General features: G+C 62.9%; 12 protein-coding genes. 4 read left to right on the top strand and 8 right to left on the bottom strand.

Going from position 1 to position 16,804, the window contains the following annotated elements; genetic code table 11:
* Window positions 1-278: 278 nt before the first annotated feature.
* Window positions 279-1,703 carry a pyridoxal phosphate-dependent decarboxylase family protein gene (locus OOZ53_RS08660; RefSeq protein ID WP_271089043.1) on the top strand — a complete coding sequence of 475 codons (1,425 nt, stop codon included), beginning with the start codon at window positions 279-281 and terminating at the stop codon, window positions 1,701-1,703.
* 1 nt (window position 1,704) lies between these two features.
* Window positions 1,705-2,094, top strand: coding sequence for a YbaN family protein (locus OOZ53_RS08655; protein WP_271089042.1), 390 nt, complete (start codon window positions 1,705-1,707; stop codon window positions 2,092-2,094).
* Window positions 2,095-2,480: 386 nt separating this feature from the next.
* Here OOZ53_RS08655 and OOZ53_RS08650 read toward each other — a convergent pair whose 3' ends face one another.
* Genes OOZ53_RS08650 through OOZ53_RS08640 form a run of 3 tightly spaced genes read right to left on the bottom strand, consistent with a single transcriptional unit; the run spans window position 2,481 to window position 8,180 of the window.
* On the bottom strand, window positions 2,481-5,834 hold the full coding sequence (locus OOZ53_RS08650) for an error-prone DNA polymerase (protein ID WP_271089041.1): 3,354 nt from the start codon (window positions 5,832-5,834) through the stop codon (window positions 2,481-2,483).
* Window positions 5,831-7,438 carry a Y-family DNA polymerase gene (locus OOZ53_RS08645; RefSeq protein WP_271089040.1) on the bottom strand — a complete coding sequence of 536 codons (1,608 nt, stop codon included), beginning with the start codon at window positions 7,436-7,438 and terminating at the stop codon, window positions 5,831-5,833. Before OOZ53_RS08645 ends, OOZ53_RS08650 begins: the two co-directional genes overlap by 4 nt.
* The gene (locus OOZ53_RS08640) at window positions 7,338-8,180 is read right to left on the bottom strand and encodes an ImuA family protein (RefSeq protein WP_271089039.1); all 843 of its coding nucleotides are present in this window, start codon (window positions 8,178-8,180) and stop codon (window positions 7,338-7,340) included. Before OOZ53_RS08640 ends, OOZ53_RS08645 begins: the two co-directional genes overlap by 101 nt.
* Window positions 8,181-8,420: 240 nt before the next feature.
* Between OOZ53_RS08640 and OOZ53_RS08635 the strand changes: the two genes are divergently transcribed.
* Window positions 8,421-9,962 carry an AbgT family transporter gene (locus tag OOZ53_RS08635; RefSeq protein ID WP_271089038.1) on the top strand — a complete coding sequence of 514 codons (1,542 nt, stop codon included), beginning with the start codon at window positions 8,421-8,423 and terminating at the stop codon, window positions 9,960-9,962.
* Window positions 9,963-10,017: 55 nt separating this feature from the next.
* Here the strand turns inward: OOZ53_RS08635 and OOZ53_RS08630 are convergent, their stop codons facing one another.
* Together OOZ53_RS08630 and OOZ53_RS08625 are read right to left on the bottom strand one after the other, a co-directional pair.
* A complete protein-coding gene (locus OOZ53_RS08630; protein ID WP_271089036.1) occupies window positions 10,018-10,431 on the bottom strand; it encodes a hypothetical protein in 414 nt (137 codons plus the stop codon).
* A gap of 88 nt (window positions 10,432-10,519) precedes the next feature.
* Window positions 10,520-11,233 (bottom strand): DUF1013 domain-containing protein, encoded by a 714-nt coding sequence (locus OOZ53_RS08625; protein ID WP_271089035.1) that lies wholly within the window; start codon window positions 11,231-11,233, stop codon window positions 10,520-10,522.
* Between the two features lie 244 nt (window positions 11,234-11,477).
* Here OOZ53_RS08625 and acs point away from each other — a divergent pair, with 244 nt between their 5' ends.
* The gene (acs, locus tag OOZ53_RS08620; RefSeq protein WP_271089034.1) at window positions 11,478-13,427 is read left to right on the top strand and encodes an acetate--CoA ligase; all 1,950 of its coding nucleotides are present in this window, start codon (window positions 11,478-11,480) and stop codon (window positions 13,425-13,427) included.
* A gap of 45 nt (window positions 13,428-13,472) precedes the next feature.
* Here the strand turns inward: acs and OOZ53_RS08615 are convergent, their stop codons facing one another.
* From OOZ53_RS08615 to OOZ53_RS08605, 3 genes are all read right to left on the bottom strand, one after another.
* A complete protein-coding gene (locus OOZ53_RS08615; RefSeq protein WP_271089033.1) occupies window positions 13,473-14,774 on the bottom strand; it encodes an SAM-dependent methyltransferase in 1,302 nt (433 codons plus the stop codon).
* 82 nt (window positions 14,775-14,856) lie between these two features.
* On the bottom strand, window positions 14,857-15,072 hold the full coding sequence (locus OOZ53_RS08610) for a hypothetical protein (RefSeq protein WP_425499122.1): 216 nt from the start codon (window positions 15,070-15,072) through the stop codon (window positions 14,857-14,859).
* Between the two features lie 90 nt (window positions 15,073-15,162).
* On the bottom strand, window positions 15,163-16,581 hold the full coding sequence (locus OOZ53_RS08605) for a pilus assembly protein (RefSeq protein WP_271089032.1): 1,419 nt from the start codon (window positions 16,579-16,581) through the stop codon (window positions 15,163-15,165).
* Window positions 16,582-16,804: the final 223 nt, after the last annotated feature.

Genomic DNA, 16,804 nt, shown 5'->3' with positions numbered 1-16,804 from the left:
CACGCTGTCCTCCGGGATCGTTCGCTCAAACCGGCCATGCAGTATTGCCGGCGCCAATTGAGCGTTTTGGTCATCGGCCGGTGACCGTTTTGTGACAGACCGGTGAATTGTGCATGACCGGGCACGGCTGTCATCCCGAAAAACCGTTGAATATAATTAACATGTTATCTATATTCATTTCCACACAAGCCGGGAATATTGCCGCATGCGATGCATGGCTATGGATTCGCCTCCCGTTTTGCCTATAGGCTCGCCCGGTCCTCAAGAGGAAGATGCCAATGGACAAATCCGAATTTCGCAATTGGTCCCGCAGGGCCAGTGACTGGTCCGCGGACTATCTCGAATCGTTGCCGGAGCGGCCGGTGCGCGCGCAGGTCAGGCCCGGCGAAATCGGCCGGATGATCGCCGACAGCCCGCCGGAGAGCGCCCATGCGATGGAAGAGATTTTTGCCGATTTCGAACGCATCATTCCCGGCGGCATGACCCATTGGCAGCACCCGCGTTTCTTCGCCTATTTTCCGAGCAACGCGGCGCCCGCCGCCGTGATCGCCGAACAGCTCGCCACCGCCATCGGCGCCCAGTGCATGCTGTGGCAGACATCGCCGGCGGCGACCGAACTCGAGGTGCGGATGATCGACTGGCTGCGCCAGGCGCTCGACCTGCCGGAGGAATTCAAGGGAACGTTCCAGGACACCGCGTCGTCCGCGACCTTGTGCGCCGTCCTGACGATGCGCGAGCGGGCGCTCGACTGGAAGGGCAACAAGGCGGGCCTTTTCGGCCAGAAACCGTTGCGCGTCTATGCCTCGAAGGGAACGCACAGCTCCATCGACAAGGCGATGTGGGTTGCCGGCCTCGGCCAGGACAACCTCGTGCATATTCCGGTCGACGAGAACGGCGCCATCAGGATTGACGATCTGAAGACGGCCATTCTGACCGACCGGGAGGCGGGATATCAGCCGGCCGGCCTCGTCGTCTGCGTCGGCGGCACCTCGACCGGCGCGACGGACGATGTCGCCGCCGCCTGCGCCGTCGGGCGCGCGGAGGGTCTTTATATTCATGTCGACGCCGCATGGGCGGGCTCGGCGATGATCTGCCCCGAGTTCCGCCACCTTTGGGCCGGTGTCGAACAGGCCGACAGCATCGTCTTCAACCCGCACAAATGGCTCGGCGCGCCGATGGAATGCTCGGCCCATTTCGTGCGCGATCCCGAAACGCTTGTCAGGACGCTCGCCATCCAGCCCGAATATCTGAAGACCTACGGCAAGGAAGGGCTGGTCAATTTCAGCGAATGGTCGGTGCAGCTCGGCCGCCGTTTCCGCGCACTGAAAATCTGGTTCCTGTTGCGCGCCTATGGCCTCGACGGCCTGCGGACCATGATCCGCAACCACGTCGCCTGGTCGCAGCGTCTCGCCGAACGGCTCGCGGGCGAACCCGATTTCGAGATCACCACGCAGCCGGTCCTGTCGCTGTTTTCCTTCCGCTATGCCCCGAAGGGCCATGCCGGCGATCTCGATGAACTCAACCGCCGGCTGGTCAATGCGATCAACGATGACGGCCGTATCTATCTTACCCAGACGCTTCATGACGGCAGGCAGGTGATCCGCTTCACCGCCGGCCCGTTCGAGATGGAAGAGCAGGACGCCGAGATCGCCTTCGACACCATCTGCGGCATTGCCCGCGGCCTCGAGTCCGAGGCCGGCTGACATGCTCAGGCGCAACCGGCTGCAGTGCTATCTGTGGCTTGCCGCCGGTTGCATCAGCCTTGCGCTCGGCATCATCGGCATCGTGCTGCCGCTCTTGCCGACGACGCCGTTCCTGCTTCTTGCCGCCTTCTGCTTTGCCCGCGGCTCCGAGAAATTGCACTCCTGGCTGGTCAATCATCCGCGCCTCGGCCCGCCGATCCGCGACTGGGAGACCTACCGCGCCATATCGAAGCGCGGAAAGGTCATGGCGATGATCGCCATCGTGGCGGTTTTTGTAATCAGCATCCTCGCCGGCGTCGCAACCTATGTGATCGCCATCCAGGCCGTGGTCCTGTCCGCCGTCAGCATTTTCATCCTGACCCGCCCGCACCCGCCGCATGAGAAGAGATAGTTGTGCGCTGACGGTCGCACCGCCGCTGCTATTTATTTTGCGCTCACGCATGAGCGGCCCTTCGGGCCTATGCTCCGCGAGGGCGGGCCACTGGGCCCGACGCACAGTCGCGCTTGCGGTGCTTCGCACCGTTTAATTGCGCTCACGGCCGCACCGCCGCTGCGCGGCTGGCCTGCGCGGGCGCGCCGCATAAGCGGCGACGGCCGGTCGGCCTTGCGAAGCGCTTTGCACTTCGAACTCTTTTTCCTCGAAATCTTCCAAGGAAAAAGGAGCCGGTGCGAAGCACCGCAAGCGCGACTGCGCGTCGGCCACGGCGGGTTTACCCGCCGGTATTGGCCGCCCCGTCCGGAGCCAGCGCCGAAGGCGCGTACGGCGTGAGGACATAACTAGTGAAAATTCCGCCCGCCGGGCAGCACCTTGCGGGTCGAGGCATAATGCTGGTTGCCGCTCGTGCGCATCTGCGGCACCTGCTCGAAGAGATTGCGAAGCTTCATCGCCGGCCTGCTGCGCTCGCGCTCGCGCGGGTCCACCGGCTCGCGCTTGACCTCGTCGGCGCGTGCCAGCCCGTCGATCGGCCCCTCCGCGTCGCAAAGATCGCCAAGCATCGGCGTCAGATCATAAAGCTCGCGGGCAACCACATGGATTACCCCGTCATGGGACTGCAGCGGGCCGCGCACGCCGATGAAGCGGCTGCCGATGACGATGGTGCGGTAGCGCTCGAAAACCTTCGGCCAGACGATCGCATTGGCGACGCCCGTCTCGTCCTCCAGCGTCTCGAACACCACGCCCTTGGCCGAACCCGGCCGCTGGCGCACCAGAACAAGCCCGGCAACCGACACGAAGCGGCCGGCGCGCAGATCCGGCAGCCTGGCGCTCGGCACATAGCCGTCCCGTTCCAGCCGGTGGCGCACGAAAGAGACCGGATGGGCCTTTAGCGAGAAGGTCAGGCTGCGATAGTCGTTGATCACCTGCTCGCCGAGCGGCATGGGCGGCAGCACCACCTCCGGTTCGCGCTGCAGGTCGCGGCTGCCGGCGGCGGCGAACAGCGGCAGGCGCTCGGCGGCGCCCAGCGGATCGAGCGCCCGCACCGCCCAGATCGCGTCGCGGCGCGACAGGCCGATGGAGGAAAAGGCATCCGCCTCGGCGAGCTTTTCCATCGCCCGGCGCGACAGGCCCGAACGCATCCACAGATCGCGCACGCTGTCATAGCCTTCGCCGCGATGTTTGAGGATCAGCTCCGCATCATCCTCGCCGATGCCCTTGATGCGATGGAAACCGAGGCGCACCGCATGGCTGTTCTTCAACACCGGCGCCATCTCGGCATGGCGTTTGGCGATTGCCTGCTTGCCGGCATCCGTTTTTTCCAGCGTCGACAGCCACTCTGAATGGTTGATATCGACGGGCCGCATCTCGACGCCGTGCTCGCGCGCGTCGCGTATCAGCTGCGCCGGCGCGTAAAAGCCCATTGGCTGCGCATTGAGGATCGCCGCGCAAAAGACGTCCGGATAATAGCATTTGAGCCAGCAGGACACATAGACGAGCAGTGCGAAACTGGCGGCGTGGCTTTCAGGAAAGCCGTAATCGCCGAACCCCTCGATCTGGCTGAAACAGTGTTCGGCGAATTCGCGCTCATAGCCGTTGGCGACCATGCCCTCGACCATCTTGATGCGGAAATTGTGGATCGTGCCCACCCGTCGGAAGGTGGCCATGGCCCGGCGCAGCTTATCGGCCTCGCCGGGCTCGAAATTCGCCGCCACGATGGCGATATTCATCGCCTGCTCCTGGAACAGCGGCACGCCGAGCGTCTTGGCGAGCACATTCTTCAGTTCCTGCTTGGGATAGGAGACCGGCTCCTTTTTCTGCCGGCGCCTGAGGTAAGGATGCACCATGTCGCCCTGGATGGGGCCCGGCCGCACGATGGCCACCTCGATGACGAGGTCGTAATAACAGCGCGGCTTGAGCCGCGGCAGCATCGACATCTGCGCCCGGCTCTCGATCTGGAAGACGCCGATCGTGTCGGCCCGGCAGATCATGTCATAGACATTGCTGTCGCCGTCCGGCAGCGAGGACAGGGTCTCGCTGCGGCCGTAATGGTTTTCCAGGAATGCGAATGCCTTGCGGATGCAGCTCAGCATACCGAGAGCGAGCACGTCGATCTTCAGCATGCCGAGACTTTCCAGGTCGTCCTTGTCCCATTCGACGACGGTGCGGTCCTCCATCGCCGCATTCTCGATCGGGATGACCGAACTGAGGCGGTCGCGGGTGATCACGAAGCCGCCGACATGCTGGGACAGGTGGCGCGGAAAACCGATGATCTGGCTCGCCATGTCGAGGATCTGCATGAGGTGCTTGTCGTCCGGGTCGAGCCCGGCGCGGCGCGCATCCTCCGCATCGAGCTTCGAGGAAGACGAGCCCCAGCGCGTGCCGGAGACCGCGGTGATGACATCGTCGGAAAGCTCGAACACCTTGCCGACCTCGCGCAGCGCCGAGCGGCCGCGATAAGTGATCACCGTGGCGGCGAGCCCGGCGCGGTCACGGCCGTATTTTTCATAGATATACTGGATCACTTCCTCGCGCCGCTCATGCTCGAAATCGACATCGATATCGGGCGGCTCGTTGCGCTCTTCCGAAATGAAGCGCTCGAAAAGCAGGTCGACCTTTTCCGGATCCACCTCGGTGATGCGCAGGCAGTAGCACACAGCGGAATTGGCCGCCGACCCGCGCCCCTGGCACAGGATCTCCTGATCGCGGGCAAAGCGCACGATGTCGTAGACGGTCAGGAAATAGGGCGCGTAATCGAGCTTCCTGATCAGCGCCAGCTCATGGTCAAGCGCCGCCAGCACCTTCTGCGGCGCGCCATGCGGGTAGCGCTCCTTCAGGCCCTCGGCGGTGAGCCGCTCCAGCGTTTCCTGCGGCGGCGTGCTGCTTCCGGTCGGCTCTTCCGGATAGAGGTATCGGAGCTCGTCGAGCGAGAAAGAAAGCCGGCTGAAAAGCTTCTCGGTCTCAGTGACCGCCTGTTCATAGCCCTTGAAGAGGCGCCGCATCTCCGCCGCGCCGCGCAGATGGCGTTCGGCATTGGGCTCGAGCTGCCGCCCCGCCGCGCGCAGTGTCAGATGTTCGCGGATGCAGGTCAGCACATCCTGCAGGAAGCGCCGCTCGGGGGCATGGTAGAGCACGTCGCCCACCGCCAGCATCGGAAGGCCCGACCGCCGGGCAAGCGCGGCGATGGCGGCAAGCAGGCGCTGGTCGGTGGCCCCATAGCGCCAGGCGGCGGCGAGATAGACGGCGCCGGCAAAGCGCTGCCCGAGGCTCTCCAGGCAGGCGGGCGCGGCGAGCGGCAACACCGGTTCCGGCACCACGGCCATGATCAGCCCGTCGCCATGATCCAGCAGGTCGGCAAGACCGAGATGACATTCGCCCTTCGGCGCCCGCCGCTTGCCGAGCGTCAGCAGCTCGCACAGCCGCCCATAGGCGGCCCGGTCCCGCGGCCAGACCAGGATGTCGGGCGTGGCGTCGCAAAAGACCAGCCGGCAGCCCGGCGCGAAAGGCAGCTTCGCCTCCTTGGCGGCCATATGGGCCCGCACCACGCCAGCCAGTGAATTGCGGTCGGCAACGCTCAGGCCCTTGAGGCCGAGCCGGGCGGCCTCAACGGCCAGCTCCTCCGGATGCGAGGCACCGCGCAGGAAGGAAAAATTGCTGGTGGCGGCAAGCTCCACATAGCCGAAGGAAGGATCCGTCATGCGAACAGCCCGTGCATGAACCATGCCGGATTATGGGTTTCGCGCTCGAACAGCCCCAGCCGGAAGATCCAGAATCGGTGACCCTCGTCGTCCTCGATCCGGAAATAGTCGCGGCTTTGGCCGCCGCGCCCGTCGCGCCACCATTCGCAGGCAATACGTTCCGGGCCTTCCGAGCGCACGACCCGGTAGAGCGTCCTGCGCCAGCGGAAGCGGATCGGCGGGCCGTCCGGCACCTCGGCGACGGCCTCGACCGGCTCGGGCCGGTCGAACAGCAGCACCGGCCGGGTCAGCACGGCGGCGCTGCCCTGACCGTCGAGGGCCGGTTGATTGTCGCTCCACAAAAGCGTCTCGACGGCATTGCCGGCGCCAGCCTGCGCCACAAGGCCGAAACTGCGTTCGGGAATATGGGTGTCGGCAGCGGCAAAGCGCAGCACCCGGTCCGTGCCAAGGCGCGCGCCGAGCTTGTCGACGAGGTTTATGAACGCCTCGCCCCGCGCCTGACCGCCGCCGAGATCGGCCTGCTCCACCGGCCGCGTCTCGCTCTCGGTGACGTTGAGGCGGATGAGGTCGAAGCCGAAACCGGCATCCATGTCCTCGTGGAAACCGGCAATGCGCTCGCGGAACAGCATCATGATGCGCTCCGGCTGGTAGACGGGGCTTGCCGCGCGCACCGAAATCGACGTGACATGGCCGTCGACACGGAACAGCTTCAGTTCCAGCGTCCGCGCGCCCAGCTGACGCGCATCGAGCCGCGGTTTCAGATTGCCGGCAAGCTGCAGGGCGGTGCGCTCGATGTCCTCCACCAGGGCGATCGGCTCGGCAAAAATGCGCTCCGAGGAAAGTTCCGGCACCGGCAGGCGCGGCGAGATCGCCTCCTCCTCGCGCCCCAGCGCCTGGTCGAGGCGCAGAAGCAGGCCGTTGCCGAAGCGGGCGGCAAGCGGCGCGCGCGGCAGGGCGGCAATGCAGCCGACAGTGCGAAGGCCGAGCTTGCGCAGCATGTCGAGCATCTGCGTCTCGAGACGCAGTCCCGCGAGCGGCAGGTCGAGCAGTTCCTCTTGATGCCGGCCCGGCGCGACCGCCGCCCGGTCGCTGTAGCGGGCAAAGGCCCAGGCGGCACCGGGCGTATCGGCAATGGCGGCATGGGCAAGGATGCCCGCGGCGCGCAGCCGGGCGACGAGATCGCCGCGCATCGCCTCTTCCCCGCCGAACAGATGGGCGCAGCCGGAAATATCGAGGAACAGGCCGGGCGCGCTCCCGGCAATGGTTTCGGCAAGCCTTTCCACCGCCACCAGCGGCGTGTAGCGGTCGCACCAGGCGGCAATCGCCTCGAGCATCGCCGCATCGGCATCCGGGTCGTCGTCGAAGACGTCGAGATCGGGAAACAGCGCCCGCGCGTCGCTCAACGTCTGCCCGACACGCAGCCCCGCTTCATGGCCATGCCCGTCCACCGCGACGAGACGCATGGCGTTCTTGACTTTGGCCGTCGCGGCAAGGGGCGGGGCGTCAGGACGCCCGTTCAAACGCCATGACCTGCCCCATTTGCGGCGCGCCGTCCGGTCGGTGGAGAGCTGCGGCAGGGCGATCGACATGATCCTCTGGGACATGTTCAAAACCGTGTTCGTGCTGGTTCCATGCAACGGTCCACTGCCCCGTCTGACCGTTGCGGTTGCGTTCAAGGACAAGGCTCAGCCGCAAAAGCCCGATGCCCTTTTCAAGATGCGGATCGGCCGCCGAGGCGCGCGCATCGACGCACCACCTGGTTGCCGCCGCATTGGCCTCCTCCTCGCCGCCCTGCCGCAGGATGGAAACGAAGAGCCCGTTCTGCTGTGCCTTGAGCATCAGCCGGCGCGTTGCCGTCATGTCGAAACGCGCCGGATTGCCCTTGACCTGGAAGACGACGCCGGCGAGCTCCGTGCATTTCGCCGCCTCGTCGCTCGCCCAGAGCGCCGATTTGAGATCCGCGGGCCGGACCATGAGAAGCCGCGCGGGATCGAGCCCGAACATGGCAAGCCCGGCCGGGAAGAGCTGTCCGCCGTCAAGCCGGCAGGCCGGATCGCAAATCCACACGATCCGCCCCGCACGGTTTTTCATGCAACCGGCGAGCAGCCCGGCGAGAAAACCGCTAGCGGCGCCGATGTCGCGACTCAAGGTGCAACGCACCTCATGCAGGGCAAAGACCGGGAAACCGTCCTTGAAAACCGCATCGAGAGCATCGATGCCGAAACGGACAAACCCGTCCTTTTCGCGCAGGCGGGCATGGCGCGCGAAGGAAGCGTGGCGCCGGTCGACCCTGGCGACCGCGTCCTGCAATGCCTCCATTCTGTGCCGCACATGCGTGCCCTGCATGGTTCATTACTTCCGTATGTTCTTGTTTTGTTCTAATATAGATTCCAAAAAACAAACACAGAGTCAAGCAAGCCCTTGCCCGTGTTTTTCGGAAGTTTTGTTTGTATTCGCACCGCACTGCCAACTAAAGTTGTAAGACCAAAGGCGCCGGCTTCCCGCCGCAATCTGGCCCCAAAGCGCGCACAATAGGGCGCGCCGGGGACATCACGCATGACGCTGGAAAGCGTATAGGAACAAAAAATGTCGGATACCCCCTCCCAGGCGAGCAGAGGCTTCATCGCCGCCATCGAACGCACCGGCAACCGGCTGCCCGATCCGGTCTTCATTTTTTTCTGGCTCATCGCGATCCTGATGGCCGTCAGCGTTCTTGCCTCCTTCATCGGCCTGTCGGCCATTCACCCGGTCACCGACGAGCCGGTAAAGGCCATGAGCCTGTTGTCGGCGGAGAACCTGCGCCGCCTCTTTACCGATATGCCGGCCACCTTCACCCATTTCCATCCGCTCGGCTACGTGCTGGTCGTCATGCTGGGCGCCGGTGTCGCCGAGCGCACCGGCTTTTTGGGCGCGGCCATGCGCGCCGGCGTCAGCAATGCGCCCAAGGCGCTGCTCACCCCCATCGTCGTCGCCGTCGGCATGATCGGCAACCTTGCCGCCGACGCCGCCTATGTGGTGCTCATCCCGCTGGCAGGCGTCATCTTCGCCGCGGCCGGACGCCATCCGGTCGCCGGTATCGCGGCTGCCTTCGCCGGCGTCTCCGGCGGTTTTTCGGCCAATCTGTTTCCCGGCCAGCTCGATGCGCTGCTCTTCGGCATCACCGAGGCCGGCGCCGAGATCCTCGATCCGGCCTGGAACGCCAACATCGCCGGCAACTGGTATCTGATCATGGCGCTGTTCTTCATCTACCTGCCGGTCATCTGGTACGTCACCGACCGGTATGTGGAGCCGCGCCTCGGCAGATGGACCGGCGGCACGGTCACCGATACGGACGAGCCGATCTCCGGCCCGCTGACCGACGTCGAAAAACGCGGTCTTATCTGGGGCGCGCTGACCATCCTCGCGGTCATCGCCGTCTGGATCGTCCTCACCGTCGGTCCCGGAACCCCGCTGATCGATCAGGAGGCAAGGCCGGAGGCGCGCCTCACCCCGTTCTACCAGTCGCTGGTCGCCGGCTTCTTCCTGCTGTTTTTGTTGAGCGGCTGGGTCTATGGCCATGTCACCGGCGTCATCAAGAACCACCGCGACCTGGTCAAGCTGATGTCGGCCTCCATGTCCGAGATGGGTTACTATCTGGTGCTGGCCTTTGCCGCCGCCCATTTCGTCGTCATGTTCGTCTGGTCCAATCTCGGGCTGATCCTCGCCATCGACGGCGCCGAGTTCCTGCGCTGGACCAACATGCCGGGGCCTTTGCTCCTGGCAGGCCTGCTCATCCTGTCCGGCTTCATCAATCTCTTCGTCGGCTCGGCCTCCGCGAAATGGGCGCTGCTCGCGCCGATCCTGGTGCCTATGCTGATGCTGCTCGGCATCAGCCCGGAAACCGCGACGGCCGCCTACCGCATCGGCGATTCGGCCACCAACATCATCACCCCGCTGATGGTCTATTTCCCGCTGATCCTGATCTTCTGCCAGCGCTGGGACAAGAATTTCGGCATCGGCAGCCTGATGGCGGTGATGATCCCCTACTCGATCTGGCTGATGATCACCGGCGTTGCCATCATCGTCATCTGGGCCGGCTTCAACATCCCGCTCGGCCCGGGTGCCGTGGTCGACTTCAGTTTGAATTAGCGTGCCTCGCCGGGCATGGGCCGTATTGCGGCCCATGCCCGCACGGCGTTAATGATCAGCCCGCAAAGGCGCTGAAGACCGCCCCGAAATTGAGGATCAGGTAGGGGAGTATCGCAAGATTGGCAAAAACCAGGACCGGCAAAGCCCAAAGCAGCATCACCGCAAGCGAACCTTCGACGAGGTAGATCAGGGCCAGCGACAGAAACACGCTGATATAAAGGTCGAGGCCGATCTGAAGGCCCCACCAGAGCTGGTTCACCTTGGCGACGGATCGCAGGAACACTTCCTTCCGATGGGCCTGAATGGAATAGATCAGGAAGGCGATAAAGACCGCCCATATCGCGGCCTTTCCCGTGGCGCCCGGCCCGGAAAAATCGAGAGCGCCCTCACGGGCGCCGAAGGTCGCGGCAAGGACCAGGAAAACGATATAGGCGCCCCAAAGCGCGTTGCGCTTGATAAATCGCTTCATTCGGTATTTTGCGTCGTCGCCTGCCGCATATCCTGCCCCGGATGCCGCAAGGCGGGACTGCCCTTGCCGAAAAGTCCGGCCAACCGGCCTATTCCTTTGGCTCTTCCGATTCTTCCGGCTTGTCCGTCTTCAGCGAATTGAGCTTGGCGAAAACGGCATCGGCGTCGATTTCGTCCTCTTCCTTCTTGGGCGCCGGCGGCGTTGTATCGAAGGCAAAGCCCTCGGTCTCCTGCGCCGGAAGCAGGGTCTCGTCCTCGCGCACCACCACGTCCGCCGGACGGTCCTTGGCGGCCTTTTCCACTTCCATGTCGAGGTCGATCTGCGTGCACAGGCCGAGCGTCACCGGATCGAGTGGCGTCAGGTTCGCCGAGTTCCAGTGGGTGCGCTCGCGGATCTGCTCGATGGTCGATTTGGTCGTGCCGACAAGCCGCGAGATCTGCGCGTCGCGCAGTTCGGGATGGTTGCGCACCAGCCATAAAATGGCGTTCGGCCGGTCCTGCCGCTTGGACACGGGCGTATAGCGCGGCCCCTTTCGCTTCAGCTCGGGCACATGCACCTTCGGGCTCGAAAGTTTCAGCTTGTGCGCCGCATCGGCTTCGCCCGCGGCGATCTCGTCGCGTGACAGCTGGCCGGTCTGGATCGGGTCGAGGCCCTTGATGCCCTGCGCCGATTCGCCGTCGGCAATGGCTTTGACCTCCAGCGTGTGCAGCTTGCAGAATTGCGCGATCTGTTCGAAGGTCAGCGCCGTGTTGTCGACCAGCCATACGGCCGTGGCCTTCGGCATGAGCAATTGTTGAGCCATGGATAAATTTCTCCTGTCCGCCCGCTCCGGGGGCGGGCCGTGGGCATTACCACATTTTCCGGGAATTGGCGCCTCTATAACGCCAATCGCGGCCAATTGCAATCAAACCGCCCGCGATCGTCCGAATGGGCTCTAAGTCTAATTGCCTCAACGAAAACAACTGCTATGAAGAACAACGACATGGGCAGCGGACCGGCATTGCCGGACGGGAGTCGGCCGCCGGATGCCTGTAATGGAGGAGTACATGACCGAAAAGACCCACAAGGTGCTGAAGGCCGCCAGGAAGCGCGCCCTTATCGATAACGACACCTACCTTAGCTGGTATAGGCAGAGCACGAAGAACCCGGAGAAATTCTGGAACAAGCACGGCAAGCGCATCGACTGGTTCAAGCCCTACACCAAGATCAAGAACACCTCCTTTTCCGGCAAGGTCTCGATCAAGTGGTTCGAGGACGGCGTCACCAACGTCTCCTATAATTGTATCGACCGGCATCTGAAAAAACGCGGCAGCCAGGTGGCGATCATCTGGGAAGGGGACAATCCCTACGACGACAAGAAGGTCACCTATAACGAACTCTACGAGCAGGTCTGCCGCCTTGCCAACGTGATGAAGAGCAACGGCGTCAGGAAGGGCGACCGGGTCACCATCTACATGCCGATGATCGTCGAGGCCGCCTACGCGATGCTCGCCTGCGCCCGCATCGGCGCCATACATTCGATCGTCTTCGGCGGCTTTTCGCCCGACGCGCTGGCCGGCCGCATTGTCGATTGCGATTCCAGTTTCATCATCACCGCCGATGAAGGCCTGCGCGGCGGAAGAACGATCCCGCTGAAGGAAAACACCGACAAGGCGGTCGAGATCGCCGGTAAGAACGGCGTCGCGGTCAAGAACGTTCTTGTCGTGCGCCGCACGGGCGGCAGTGTCGGCTGGGTCGAGGGACGCGACATCGACTACCAGAAGGCCATTCAGGCGGCGAAGCCCGAATGTCCGCCGGCCAAGATGAAGGCGGAGGACCCGCTCTTCATCCTCTACACCTCCGGTTCGACCGGCAAGCCGAAGGGCGTGCTGCACACCACCGGCGGCTATCTCGTCTACGCCTCGATGACCCATCAATATGTCTTCGACTACCATGACGGCGATATCTACTGGTGCACCGCCGATGTCGGCTGGGTCACCGGACACTCCTACATCGTCTACGGACCGCTGGCCAACGGCGCGACGACACTTATGTTCGAGGGCGTTCCGAACTATCCGGATGCCGGCCGGTTCTGGGATGTCGTCGACAAGCATCAGGTCAACATCTTCTACACCGCGCCGACGGCGATCCGCGCGCTCATGGGCGCCGGTGACGACTTCGTCAAGCGCGCCTCGCGCAAATCGCTGCGCACGCTGGGCACTGTCGGCGAGCCGATCAACCCGGAAGCCTGGGAATGGTATTACCACGTGGTCGGCGAGGAGAAGTGCCCGATCGTCGACACCTGGTGGCAGACCGAGACCGGCGGTATCATGATCACGCCGCTGCCCGGCGCCACCGATCTGAAGGCGGGTTCGGCCACGCGTCCGTTCTTCGGCGTCCAGCCGCAGCTCGTCGACGGCGACGGCAATGTGCTCGACGGCGCCACGGACGGCAATCTGTGCATCGTCGATTCCTGGCCCGGCCAGATGCGCACGGTCTATGGCGATCACGAGCGTTTCGTCCAGACCTATTTCTCCACCTACAAGGGAAAATACTTCACCGGCGACGGCTGCCGCCGCGACGAGGACGGCTATTACTGGATCACCGGCCGCGTCGACGACGTCATCAACGTCTCCGGCCACCGCATGGGTACCGCGGAAGTGGAATCGGCGCTCGTCTCGCACGACAAGGTCTCCGAGGCCGCCGTCGTCGGCTATCCGCACGACATCAAGGGCCAGGGCATCTATTGCTATGTCACGCTGATGGCCGGAGAAAAGGGCAACGAGACCCTGCGCAAGGACCTCGTCAAGCATGTGCGCCAGGAAATCGGCCCGATCGCCTCGCCGGACAAGATCCAGTTCGCGCCGGGCCTGCCGAAGACCCGTTCCGGCAAGATCATGCGCCGCATCCTGCGCAAGATCGCCGAGGACGATTTCGGCTCGCTGGGCGATACTTCGACACTCGCCGAACCGGCCGTGGTCGACGATCTGATCGAAAACCGGCAAAACAAACAGTGATTGAGACGGCTAATTGTTGATTGAGGGGGCCGCCAGCCCCCTTTTTCATGTCTGCCGGTAAAGATCGGCCCGTGTCGGCGGCAGGCCGCTCGGGCCGCGCCGCTTGTTCGATACGAGTGTCTGGTAAAGCTTCATGCCATTGCGCTCGAAAGTGATCGAGCAGCCGCCCAGATAAACCAGCCACAGCCGTGTCTTGACCTCGCCCACCTCGGCGACCGCCGCATCGTAGTTGGCCAGCAGACGGTCGTGCCAGCGACGGCAGGTGCGCTGATAGTGCTCGCGCCAGGCTTCCACGTCGTGAACCTCGAACCCGAACCGCTCAAGGCTGGTGATCGTGTTGCCGATATGGTCCAGTTCCCCGCCGGGGAAAATATATTTGGTGATCAGCTTGGTTTCTTCGTTCTTTCTTTTGAAGTCCTTGTCGTCCTTCCGTGCCTGGCGCGTGATCGCGTGGTGCAGGAAGAGACCGTCCGGCTTGAGCACGCGTTTGACCGTCCCGTAATAGGTCGGGTAGTTGGCGATGCCGATATGCTCCTGGATGCCGATCGCCGCCACCTTGTCGAATTTGCCCTCGACGGTCGCATAATCGGCCAGTTCGAACTTGACCCGGTCGGTCAGCCCCAGCCGTTCCGCCTTCGCCTTGGCATATTCGATCTGCTGTGTGGCCAGTGATACGCCGAGCGTGGTGACGCCGTAATTCTGCGCCGCGTAGAATGAAAGGGCGCCCCAGCCGCAGCCGATATCGAGCAGGTGTTCGCCTGGTTTGAGCCGCAGCTTGCGGCAGATCATCTCGAGCTTGTCCTGCTGCATCTGGTCGATGTCGTTGTCCCAGTCGGTACAGTAGGCGCAGGTGTAGACCATCTCCTTGTCGAGCCACAGCGCATAGAAGGCGTTGGAGACATCGTAGTGATACTGGATGTTCTTCTCGTTTTCCTCGCGGCTGCCGTCGCTGGGTTTCTCGTCGGACTGCTCTTCCAGCGGCCACGGACCGCCGCGCCCGACAAACGCGAATTTGCGCAACGCATTGAACGCCGTCCATTTGCTCAGCTTCTTGCGGATCTCGCGGGTGCGCACCTTCGGCTTCTGCGCCGTCAGATCGAATATGTCTCCGTTGACGAGATCGATGCGCTTGGAGACCCACAGATTGGCCAGCGTCTCCATCTTCGGCTTGCGCAGAAGCGCTGCAACAACACCCTCGTCGGCCAGTTTGATCGCAAAGGCATCCTTGGCCAGATCGTCCGGCACGGTCGATCCGTCCCAAAGAACGAAGCCCACATCGATCTGCATCAGATCACGCGCATGCGCGAGAAGTTTGCGAAGGGACTTCGCTCTGCCCTTGGCACCCATGTCGACCGCTCCGTTCCTGTTAAAACCGGGCGAACCTAGAGCGTATGGGGCGCAAATGGAAGCTTCCGAGGCGGAAAATGATCTATCCGTCCGGACCGCACACGCCCGGCTCGACCGATTTCGGAACATAAAGATCGGCGCGTGTCGGGAGCAGGCCGCTCGGCCCGCGCCGCTTGTGCGTCGAAACAGTCTGGAAGAGGCGCGCGGTATTGCGCTCGAAGGCGATCGAGCAGCCGCCCAGATAGGCCAGCCACATGCGCGTCTTGACCACGTCGACGGCGGCATCGTAGTTGGCCAAAGCCGGTCAACCGAAGCATGGAAGACAGTTCTGAAACAAAAAAAGCCGGCCGCCTTCATGGCGACCGGCTGCAGCCCCCGCGATGACGCGTTACTGGATCAGTCGCAGGCTCTGGATCGTGCGCGCGATTTCCTCGTAGGTTTCCTTCAGCTCCGCGCCGGTTTCCGGTTCGTAGTGAAAGGTGACGTCGCCATCATCCGGCGTCGCGCAGCTCTTCAGCATGGCCAGCGCGGTGGAATCGTAGAGCTGGAACCCGATGGTGAAGATCTTGATGTCTTCGCCCTTGACGTTATCGCACAGATTACCCGTATGGGTGCGCGACTTGCCGCCCTGACTGCCGGCCGACCAGTTTTTCTTCTTCACGTCCGCATAGGCCGTGTTGAACTCGCCGTCCGTCATCAGGATGACGTATTTCTGAAGGTCCTCATCGGCGGCCGGATCGCCCGGCTTCGAGCCGGCAGGCAGGTAGTCGTACCAGTCGTGGGATAGCGTGTACCACGCCCACTGCAATCCGATATGTCCGGCCGTCCAGCCGCTTGCACCCAGGCTGGCAATGCGGTTCTTCAGAGCCGTCTCGTTACTTGAAAGCGGCATCAGCGCCGCGGTCGGGCACCAGTCCGTATGCAGCCGCGAGTCGCGCGGCAGCATGCCGTAGGAGGGGTTGGCGTCCGAATACTGATAGTTCGTGCCGCTCTTGGGCGCTTTCCGGTCGGTGGCGCAATCGTCGATCGGCGTGCCGTCATCATTGGCATACATGTCGGACATGTTGCCGGTTGCCTGGAAGGCGGCGATGTCATAGCCGATCCCGGTGTCATCGAAGAACTCGTTGCTGTAGAGAGGCGCATCGCTCTTCTTGCTCTTGAAATCCGCATAGACATACTGGGCCAGCGGGCCTGTATTGACGGCATAGCTGTAGGGAATGAGGCTGATGCGGACCTTTTCATCCGTATCCGAGTTGACGCTGAGCAACTCCTCGACACCGATTTCGGCGGCTTCCCGGAGCGCCGTGATCTTCGAGCCGCCCATCGAGCCCGTGGTGTCGAGCACCATGGCCACTTCGATATCGGAAATTCCGTAGGTGGCAGCCGAGTTGCTGCCGACCGCCTGTTTGTCGGCAGCAGCGCCGACACTGATGAATTTCAGATCCTGGTCGTATACGGCCTTGGCCGAAACGGTCTTGTTCGTCGGATTGACGGTGATGTTCTGGATGGTGAAATCGCTATCGGCCAGACTGTCGACGCCGATATTGGCAATGAAGACAGCCTCCAGATAATCCTCCGCCTGCTCTTCGGTAATCTCACCGATAGACAGGGCGCGCGCCGTGGCCAGCGTTGCTGCATCCAGCGAATTCGTCACGCGGGTTTTCATGTTGATCGAATGCGAAAACTCGACGGCCATCCCGACCGTCAGAAAGATCGCTGCCGTTGCAAAGGCGAAAATCATCATGAAATTGCCGCCTTCGTCGCGTTGGAAATCCGCGAAGAGCTTATTCAACTTTACCGTACCCATCACATCTACCCGTTAGGTTGATCATTGGACACAACACGGCCGGCCGCGCATATCTGGGCACAGCTCGCCGGCAGTATCCCATCCGCCTTTTTAGGGGTTCAGGATTGAATTCAGCTTAATTTTATCGCTCAAATTTTACTAAAAAAAACAAAGCTTTGAATCGAAACAGGTTTATCGGAAATACAGTTCGCAAGATCATCAGTGGAAACGATAAAAGCACAAG

The organism is Allohoeflea poritis (assembly GCF_027889715.1).
Taxonomy (GTDB): domain Bacteria; phylum Pseudomonadota; class Alphaproteobacteria; order Rhizobiales; family Rhizobiaceae; genus Hoeflea_A; species Hoeflea_A poritis.
The sequence above is the reverse complement of the archived record's forward strand: the minus strand, read 5'-3'. Positions and strand labels throughout refer to the sequence as shown.